The organism is Streptomyces sp. NPDC058375 (assembly GCF_042723425.1).
GTDB classification, from domain to species: Bacteria; Actinomycetota; Actinomycetes; order Streptomycetales; family Streptomycetaceae; genus Streptomyces; species Streptomyces durocortorensis.
In genome coordinates, this window is sequence record NZ_JBHXJG010000284.1 from 1 (window position 1) to 9,009 (window position 9,009).

At 74.1% G+C, this 9,009-nt stretch carries 7 protein-coding genes; 3 read left to right on the forward strand and 4 right to left on the reverse strand.

The features are described 5' to 3' along the window. Positions 1–41: 41 nt before the first annotated feature. Both ACFWM7_RS30645 and ACFWM7_RS30650 read right to left on the reverse strand, forming a co-directional pair. Complete coding sequence (locus tag ACFWM7_RS30645) at positions 42–1,781, reverse strand: peptidoglycan DD-metalloendopeptidase family protein (protein WP_383266751.1); 1,740 nt, start codon at positions 1,779–1,781, stop codon at positions 42–44. Between the two features lie 205 nt (positions 1,782–1,986). Next, on the reverse strand, positions 1,987–2,859 hold the full coding sequence (locus ACFWM7_RS30650) for an esterase/lipase family protein (protein WP_383266754.1): 873 nt from the start codon (positions 2,857–2,859) through the stop codon (positions 1,987–1,989). A 358-nt stretch (positions 2,860–3,217) separates the two neighbouring features. Here ACFWM7_RS30650 and ACFWM7_RS30655 point away from each other — a divergent pair, with 358 nt between their 5' ends. Next, positions 3,218–3,631 (forward strand): cobalamin B12-binding domain-containing protein, encoded by a 414-nt coding sequence (locus ACFWM7_RS30655; RefSeq protein ID WP_003966859.1) that lies wholly within the window; start codon positions 3,218–3,220, stop codon positions 3,629–3,631. 161 nt (positions 3,632–3,792) lie between these two features. On the opposite strand, the gene ACFWM7_RS30660 is transcribed toward ACFWM7_RS30655, so the two are convergent. Then, positions 3,793–5,487 (reverse strand): DUF5691 domain-containing protein, encoded by a 1,695-nt coding sequence (locus tag ACFWM7_RS30660; protein ID WP_383266757.1) that lies wholly within the window; start codon positions 5,485–5,487, stop codon positions 3,793–3,795. 101 nt (positions 5,488–5,588) lie between these two features. Next, positions 5,589–6,995, reverse strand: coding sequence for an SWIM zinc finger family protein (locus ACFWM7_RS30665; RefSeq protein WP_383266760.1), 1,407 nt, complete (start codon positions 6,993–6,995; stop codon positions 5,589–5,591). A gap of 151 nt (positions 6,996–7,146) precedes the next feature. On the opposite strand from ACFWM7_RS30665, the gene ACFWM7_RS30670 reads away from it, so the two are divergent. Further along, on the forward strand, positions 7,147–7,572 hold the full coding sequence (locus ACFWM7_RS30670) for an MmpS family transport accessory protein (RefSeq protein WP_383266763.1): 426 nt from the start codon (positions 7,147–7,149) through the stop codon (positions 7,570–7,572). A 142-nt stretch (positions 7,573–7,714) separates the two neighbouring features. Beyond that, positions 7,715–8,893, forward strand: a complete 1,179-nt coding sequence (locus tag ACFWM7_RS30675; RefSeq protein ID WP_383266765.1) for an AAA family ATPase — start codon at positions 7,715–7,717, stop codon at positions 8,891–8,893. The last annotated feature ends 116 nt before the right edge of the window (positions 8,894–9,009 follow it).

Sequence of the window (9,009 nt, forward strand, 5' to 3'; positions counted from 1 at the left end):
AGGGCTTCGGCCCTCCCCCCTCGCTCCCTTGCCGTTTTCCGTCAGGTGGTCGGGTCGACGCCCTTGCTGCGCAGCCATGCCAGCGGGTCGATCGCCGCGCCGCCGCCGGGCCGGACCTCGAAGTGCAGGTGCGGGCCGGTGGAGTTGCCCGAGTTCCCGGAGTACGCGATGACGTCGCCGGCCTTCACCGTGCCCGAGCGGATCTTGGTGCTGCTGAGGTGGCAGTACCAGGTCTCGGTGCCGTCGGCGGCGGTCACGATCGCCATGACCCCGTAGGCGCTGTTCAGCTGGGCGCGCACGGTGCCGTCGGTCGCGGCCATCACGGGGGTGCCGTACGAGACGGGGAAGTCGATGCCCGAGTGCACGGACATCCAGTTGACGCCCGCCTGGCCGTAGTAGGCGCTCAGCCCGTGCTGCTTGACCGGCAGGACGAACTTGGGGCGCAGCGCCTCCTTGCGTGCGGCCTCCTCCTCGCGCTTCTTCTTCTCCGCCGCCTGCCGCTCCCGCAGGTCGATGCGCTCCTGGGTACGGCTCGCGCGCTCGCGGAAGTCGTCGCTGCCCTCGGAGAGCTGCTCCAGCTGGCTGTCCAGCCGGTTGTTCGCGGCGACCGGCTTGACCGTGCTCGGGTCGGCGACCGCCAGCGAGGTGGTCGTCTCCTCCGCCTTCTCCTCGCCGCCGGGCATCCCGCCGACCGAGGCGGCCGCGATGCCCGCGACGCTCATGACACAGGCGGAGGGCACCGCGACGGTCAGCAGCGCGGAGCGCTTGGCGGGGGTACGGCGGCGGGCCCGGTTGCGCGGGGCGGGGGCACGGACCGCGGTGCGGTTCACGGAGTGCGGGGCGGGGATGTCGTCGTCCCCGGCGTCCGGCTCCGGTGTGACGTCCGGCGCGAAGTCGTGGGCGGGGGCGGCGAACTCGGCGGTGGAGGACGGGTCGGCGACCGGCTCCCCGGCCGTGTGGTCCGGCTCGGCGGACGCCTCGGGGGCCGTCGCGTCGGCCGGCTGCTGTTCGTACAGCGGGTACGACGTCTGTTCGGGTTCGTACGCGGCGTCCCCGGGCGTGGCGCCGGAGTTCCAGGCGGTCGCGTCGTAGGCGCCCGTGTCGTACGTACCCGTGCCGTAGGCGCCGGTGGTGGCGTACGTCCCGGTGTCGGCGGCGACGGGGTCCGTGCCGTACGCGCCGACCGGATACGCCCCGGTCTCGTAGGCGTCCACGCCGTAGGCCGGGCCGGTTCCGTACGCGGTGCCCGCCGGGTACGCACCGGTGTCGTAGGCGTCCGTCCCGTAGGACCCGGTGCCGTACGTCTCCGTGCCGTACGCCTCCGCCGCGAACGTCTCCGTGGCGTACGGGGCGTCCGTGGCGTACGGGGCGGCGGGGAAGCCGGTGGTGGGGAACGCGCCGGTGTCGGCGGTCGCCCACGGGCCGGTCGGATCCTGGTCGGCGACCTGCTGCCAGGCCCCGGAGGTGTCCCACTGCTGCGGGGCCTGCTCCTGGGCGGCGTAGCCGTCGTAGGTGAGCGTCTGCTGTCCGCCGGTGTTCCACGCGGAGGAGTCGTACGAGCCGCTGTGGTCCGGCTGCCCGGTCGCGTACGCGGTGTCGAAGCCGGCGCCGTAAGTGCCCTCGCCGTAGGTGCTGTCGCCGTAACCGGAGGCGGGGTGACCCGCGTCGTAGCCGGTGGAGTGGCCGCCCGGAAGGGAGCCGAAGAGCGGGTCGGTGTCGAAGCTGCCGGTCGATCGGTCGTCGTAACCGACGTGCCCGGCGTGGGGGTGCTGGTCGTTCACCAACGTCTCTCTCGCCTCGGCAGCAGGACTGTTCTGGATCCCGGTCAGGGGTGTCCCAGGGGGAAGCAGTGGCCGCGACTGTACCCGGCGGTATGTGAGGACGACAATCTTCGACAGGTTTTGCGTTCGCAGGAAACGGGCAATCGGCCGTCTTTCGGTGGACGGCAGACGCAGCCTTGGCCCTACGTTCGAGTGGTGTTCTATTTCAGGCCACGGAAGCCGCACCGGTGGAGGGGGTGGCGTCCTCCTCCGCCTCGTCCGTCTCCTCCACCTCGAGGGCCTCACGGATCGCGGCGGCCACCGTCGGGTGCACGGGCAGCGCGAGGTGGCCGATGCCGGTGACGCGTACGTTCACCGCGTCGAGATCGGGATGGACGACGCACGCCGTCTCGACGGGGACCATCACCTGGTCCAACTCGCTCCAGAAGCTCACGAACCGGGTCCGGCAGCCGGGGGCGGGGCCGCGCAGCTCCTCGATCACCGAGGAACCGCCGCGCATCTGCCGCACGATGGGGTGAACGCCCGCCCCGGGGGCGACGGCGGTGCCGCCGTGCGGGGTTCCGAGCGTCACCAGGGTGCGCACCCGCCGGTCGCCGCCGAGCCGCTGTACGTAGTACCGGGCGATCAGGCCGCCGAGGCTGTGCCCGACGATGTCGACCCGGCTGTGCCCGGTGCGCGCGCAGATCTCCTCCACATGCCGCCCGAGCAGTTCGGCCGCGGTGCGGATGTCGCGGGTCAGCGGCGAGTAGTTGAGGGATTCCAGGTGGCGGCGGCCCTGCCGGGTCAGCGCGCGGCGCAGGACGAGGAACACGGAGCGGTTGTCGATGAAGCCGTGCAGCAGGACGACGGGCGGCGCGGCGGGTGCCTCGACCGGCAGATCGGTGGGCGTGGAGGGCGTGGCCCGGCCCCGCTCGGGGGTGAGGCCGAAGGGATAGGCGATCACGTGCCCGGCGAGGACGAACAGCTCCAGCGCGGTGGCGCCGAGCAGTGCGGACGACAGCCCAGGGCCCGGCAGGCGGGGGAATCGCGGGAGGCGGGTGAGGAGTGTCAGCGGGGTGGGGAGAGGGAGGAGCTTCACGGCCGGCCTCCTGCATGGCTTACGGGGAGGCGGATCCCGTCCCCGTACGCCCTGGTGGGGTGGCGGGACGAGGAGCGCCGCCGACCGGCCGGACGGCCGTGGCCGAGGTCGTGGAGCCGTACCACCGTGCCGTGCGGCTGGCGGCGCGGTGGTACGGCGACCTCGTAGCGGCTCCCCTTGCGCCGGACCCCGTGCGGCCGGAACACCGCCTGATACGGGGGACGACGCCTGGCGAACATGTCCCACGTGTGATTTCCCCCTCCCCGCCTGCCGCGAAACTGCGGCTTGCGGGATGCTGTGGATAACGTTCGTTCACATCCCCGGCCCTTCAGGCGCGGGAGACCAGGTGGAGGCAGTGATGGGTGTGACCGGTCCGATCCGTGTGGTGGTGGCCAAGCCGGGCCTCGACGGCCACGACCGCGGTGCCAAAGTCATCGCGCGGGCGTTGCGGGACGCCGGTATGGAGGTGATCTACACCGGGCTGCACCAGACGCCCGAGCAGATCGTCGACACGGCGATCCAGGAGGACGCCGACGCCATCGGCCTCTCGATCCTCTCCGGGGCGCACAACACGCTGTTCGCCAAGGTGATCGAGTTGCTGAAGGCCCGCGAGGCGGAGGACATCAAGGTGTTCGGCGGCGGGATCATCCCGGAGGACGACATCGCGCCGCTGAAGGAGCTGGGCGTCGCGGAGCTCTTCACGCCGGGGGCGACGACGACCGAGATCGTGACGTGGGTCAACGCCAACGTGCGCCAGGCCGCCCAGGCCTGAGGCCCGCAGCCGGAACCTGGGGCGGGCCCGCTGTGCAGGGGCAGGCCCGCTGCGCACGGGACCGCCTCGCACGTGCCCGCCGCGCACGGGACCGCCTCGCACGTGCTCGCCGCGCACGGCCCCGTCCTCGTCTCAGGGCATCAGCTCCGCCTCCGTCTCCGTCAGGCCATCAGCTCCGCCTCCATCGCGGCGCGCAGCCGCAGGGTGGAGACCAGGCGCTGGAAGGCCTCCGACCAGTAACCGCCCGCCCCCGGTGACGCCCCCTCCAGCTCGTCCTGCGCGGCCGTCAGGACCTCCAGCCGGTCGGCCTCCGCCGGATCCAGGCAGCGCTCCGCGAGGCCCATCACCCCGCTGAAGCTCCACGGATAACTCCCGCCGTCCCGCGCGATGTCGAGAGCGTCGACCACCGCCCGCCCGAGCGGCCCGGCCCAGGGGACCGTGCACACGCCGAGCAGCTGGAACGCCTCCGACAGGCCGTGCGCCGCGATGAACCCGGCCACCCAGGAAGCGCGTTCGCCCTCGTCCAGGATCGCGAGGAGCTTCGAGCGCTCGGCGATCGAGGCCGTCCCGGGGCCGCTCGCCGGCGGCATCGAAGGGTGCCCGAGCAAGGCCCGGGCCCACCGCGGATTCCGCTGCCGGACCGCCGCCCGGCACCAGGCGGTGTGCAGCTCGCCGGCCCAGTCGTCGGCGACGGGCAGGGCCACGATCTCCTCGGCCGGACGCCCGCCGAACCGCTCCTCCCAGACGCCGAGCGGGGCGGCCTCCACCAACTGCCCGAGCCACCAGGACCGTTCGCCCCGGCCCGTCGGCGGGACCGGTATGACGCCGTCGCGCTGCATCCCCGCGTCGCACTCGTGCGGCGCCTCTACGGCGATGGAGGCGGCGTCTTCCGTACGATCCGGGTTCACGCAGGACGTCGCGCGGGCCGCCATCCGTCCGGCGAGCGCCGACTCGGGCAGTGCGGACAGCAGTTCGGCGGCGGTGGCGCGGACGTTGCGGCTGCGGTCGGACAGGGCCTGCTCCAGGAACGGTTCGTCGTCGCCCCCGAGCCCGGACCGCAGGGAATCCAGGAACATCAGCCGGTCCTCGGCCCGTTCGGTCGACCAGGTGGCGGCGAGCAGGGCGAGCCCGGCGGGCGGGTCCTGCGCCCGTACGGCGTCGAGCAGCGCGATCCGCTCCGCGAACAGCCCCTCCTCCCACAGCCGGGCCACCGCGCCCGGGTCCGTGATGTCGGGCCGGAGCGGGCCGCTCGCGGAGCCCCGCAGGGCGAACTTCCAGTCGGGATTCAGCCCGGCCAGCCACAGACCGCGCGGTCCGGCGAACGCGAGCGCCTGCGGGCGCAGGTCCGTACGCGCCCGGGCCGCATCCAGCAACGCGGGCAGCAGGGCCGCCGGGGCGCGGTAGCCCCTGCGGTTGGCGGTGGCCAGCCACTGCGGGATGAGCTCGGTGAGGTCGGGCGCGGTCCCGCGCCGCCCGCCGCCCGAGGGCGCGGAACGGTCCGCCAGCAGGTGGGCGAGCCGGTGCCGGGCGGCCTCGGGGAGCGCCGGGCGCGGGTCCGGGGCGGCGGGCTCGGGCCTTGCCTCCGGCACGGCGGGCATCAGCCCGGCCCGCTGCCGCACGGTGTGCAGCGCGGCGGCGTCCAACAGGGCCGCGGGAGCATCGGCCGGTGCGGGGCCGCCGCGGGGCGTCGGCGGGCGCCGGTCGGTGCCCAGCAGCGCCGAGGTGACCAGCTCCTCCCAGGGGAGGGAGTCGACCGATGCGGATGCGGCTACAGCTACGGATGCGGATGCGGGACTGGTGGTGGGGCCGGCCGCAGAGGTGGTGTCGGCGGTGGTGGGGCTGGTGGTGCGAGGCATCTTTCCCCTCCGGTGCAGGGACTACGCGGATATCGGGCAGCGGCGGCAGGTAGGCGGGCAGCCAGGGATGGCGGACGGGACGGACGGGAGCGGTGGGGTCGTCAGACCAGTTGGACGATCGATCCACCCGTCGAGCACCCCGCCTCCTCCCCCTCGCCCGGTTCCCAGGCCGTGAACGGGTCGAAGCCGCGGTGGCCGATCTCGCCGAACACCGTGACCGGGCCGCCGCCGGACAGGGCGACGAGCTTCCACAGGCCCGGCCGGGACAGCGCGGCCGGGGCGATGGGCAGCGCGGAGTCGGCGTGGGCGTCGGCCACCTGCCAGCCGTCCTTGGACGGCACGGGTATGACGTCGCGCAGGGTGACCGGCCAGGCGTCCAGCCAGGGGTCGTCCCGCAGTGCGTTCCCGTAGACCGCCGGCGCGGCCGCCGCGGCGATCCCGGGCGGGGGACCGGCCGGAGCCGTCGCCCCGAACTGCTCGCCCAGCTCCGCCCGGAGCTGCCCGCCGCCCGGATACGGCGTCAGCTCGGCGTCGATCGTCGCGCCCACCGGCAGCGCCTGCGCCGGGGCCCGGCCCGCCGCGCCGAACGAGAGCAGCAGAGCCGTCCGGCCCGACCCTCGCCCGTACAGCCAGATCCGCCGGGTGACGAGCCTGCCGTCGGGGGTGTCGTACTGCGCGAGGACCAGCCAGTGGTCGCGGACCGGGGGGCCTTCGGCGGACATCGGCAGCCCCACTCTCGTCCGCACGGTCGCGGCCAGCGGGTCCGGCAGCCGATCGCGGCCGAGCCAGGCCGTGTCCAGCAGATGGAGCAGGCCGCACTCCTCCAGCAACCGGACGGGCCGGCCCGGACCGGAACCGGTGATCGCACCCAGCTCCCGTACGCGCGCGGCGAGGCCGGGGGCCTGGGCGTCGACCATGCGGGCCGCGGTCTCCTCCCACAGGCCGTACCCCGAGCGGTCCGTCGCGGCGAGCCCGCCGCGCAGCAGGTCGGCCAGGCGCTGCTCCAACTCCTGGGCGCCGCCCGTGACCCGCTCCGCGCGGCGCTCCGCCCGCTTCCTGGCGGCGGCGGTGTCGACGGGGCCCGGCGCGCCGTCGCCGCCCGCCGCGGGCTCCCCCTTCCGCTCCGCACGTGCGCGCCGGCCCTCGATCCACGCCGCGGCCCAGTCGGCCGGCTCGCCCGGCCGGAACGCGGCGTCGTCCGACGCCCGGAGCAGCAACAGCCCCAGCGCGTGCTTGCACGGGAACTTCCGGCTCGGGCAACTGCACGAGTAGGCAGGCCCCGTGGTGTCGACCACCGTGCGATACGGCGTGCTTCCGCTTCCCTTGCACAGGCCCCACACCGCACCCTTCGCGTCGGACCCCGTGCCGGACCACGGACCGGCCGTGCCGAGGCGCGTGCCCGCCTTGCGTGATGCCGCGTCAGGAGCCAGGGCCAGCACCTGTTCCACCGACCAGCGCGCCACCGGGTCACCGGCGGGCGAGGTCTCTCCCCCGTGAGATAGCTGCATGTCTCCGACGGTAGGCGGCACCACTGACAGTCCCCTCCGACCTGCGGAAGCGTCGTCCCGAGGGAAATTTGACTTTGCCTTCCCTTTGCGTTTCTCTGCGTTCTCCGCATACGGAACAGATCCGGGCGGACCGATCCAGGGGGGATCCCAGATGAACCGCACCACCCGTATCACCCGCGCCCTCGCGGTCTCCGTCCTCGTGCTCGGCCTCGGCGCCTGCTCGGCCGAGTCGGTGGACGAGGCGGTCGGCAAGGCGGTCGACAAGACCGTGGACGAGACCTACGAGGTGACGTACGAGGTCACCGGCACGAGCGTCGACGAGATCACGTACCACGGAGGCGGCGGCGAGGCCATGGAGCCCGAGCTGGAGACCGTCAAGTCGCCGGCCCTGCCGTGGAAGAAGACCGTCGAGCTGCGGGGCATCATGCCGCCCGCCGTCATGCCGTTGGCCCTGGAGGCCGGCGGCGCCGACGTCACCTGCACCATCACCTACAAGGGCGAGGTCATCAAGGAGGCGAAGGGCGAGGGCATGCTCACGGCGGGCGGCTGCGTCGCCGTGTCGCCGATCGTGGGCTGACCGGGCGGAGGCCGGGGCAGGTCCCGGCCGGGGCGGCCCACGGGGGCGGGCGGACGGGTCCTGACCTGCGGTCAGGGCCCGTTGTCAGTGCCATGGTGCACGGTGGAAACCACATCGGGTCGACCGATCTGGAGGGGGATCCATGACCGTGCCCGTAACCACCCCGACCACCCCGGCCGCCGCAGCCGCCGCGAACACGCCGGCTGCCGCGACCACCCCGGCCGTCGTGCCGGCGGCGGGCGTCGAGGCGCTGCGTCCGCACGCCGAGGACGCGTTCGCCGACGAGCTGAAGGCGCTCGCGGCCGCCGACGACCGCCCGAGGCCCGCCCGCTGGCGGCTGTCGCCCTGGGCCGTCGCCACCTATCTCCAGGGCGGAACCCTGCCGGACGGGACGGCGATCACGCCGAAGTACGTGGGCCCGCGCCGTCTGGTCGAGGTGGCCGTGACCACGCTCGCCACCGACCGGGCACTGCTCCTGCTCGGCGTCCCCGGCACCGCCAAGACCTGGGTGTCCGAGCACCTCGCCGCCGCCGTCAGCGGTGATTCGACGCTGCTCGTGCAGGGCACCGCGGGCACCCCGGAGGAAGCCGTCCGCTACGGGTGGAACTACGCCCAACTGCTCGCCCACGGCCCCAGCCGCGACGCTCTGGTGCCCAGTCCGCTGATGCGGGCCATGTCCGAGGGCATGACCGCCCGGGTCGAGGAGCTGACCCGCATCCCCGCCGATGTGCAGGACTCGCTCATCACGATCCTGTCCGAGAAGACGCTCCCCGTCCCCGAGCTGGGCCAGGAGGTCCAGGCCGTCCGTGGGTTCAACCTCATCGCCACGGCCAACGACCGGGACCGCGGCGTCAACGAGCTGTCCAGCGCGTTGCGCCGCCGGTTCAACACCGTCGTGCTGCCCCTGCCCGCGACCCCGGACGCCGAGGTCGACATCGTGTCCCGGCGCGTCGACCAGATAGGCCGCTCGCTCGACCTGCCGGCCGCACCCGAGGGGCTGACCGAGATCCGCCGCGTGGTGACGGTCTTCCGCGAACTGCGCGACGGGGTGACCACCGACGGGCGCACCAAGCTCAAGTCCCCCTCCGGCACACTCTCCACGGCGGAGGCGATCTCCGTCGTGACGAACGGCCTCGCGCTCGCCGCCCACTTCGGCGACGGCGTCCTGCGCCCCGGCGACGTCGCGGCCGGCCTCCTCGGCGCGGTCGTCCGGGATCCGGCGGCGGACCGGGTGGTCTGGCAGGAGTATCTGGAGACCGTGGTCCGCGAGCGGGACGGCTGGAAGGACTTCTACCGCGCCTGCCGCGAGGTTTCCGCATGAGGGGCCCCGCCGCGACGACCGGGGCGGCCACGACGAGCGGGGCGGCCGGGGCGGCTGTTCCGGGTTCTCGTGCGGCCGCCGGGCCGGCCGCGCCCGCCACGACGACCGGGGCGGCC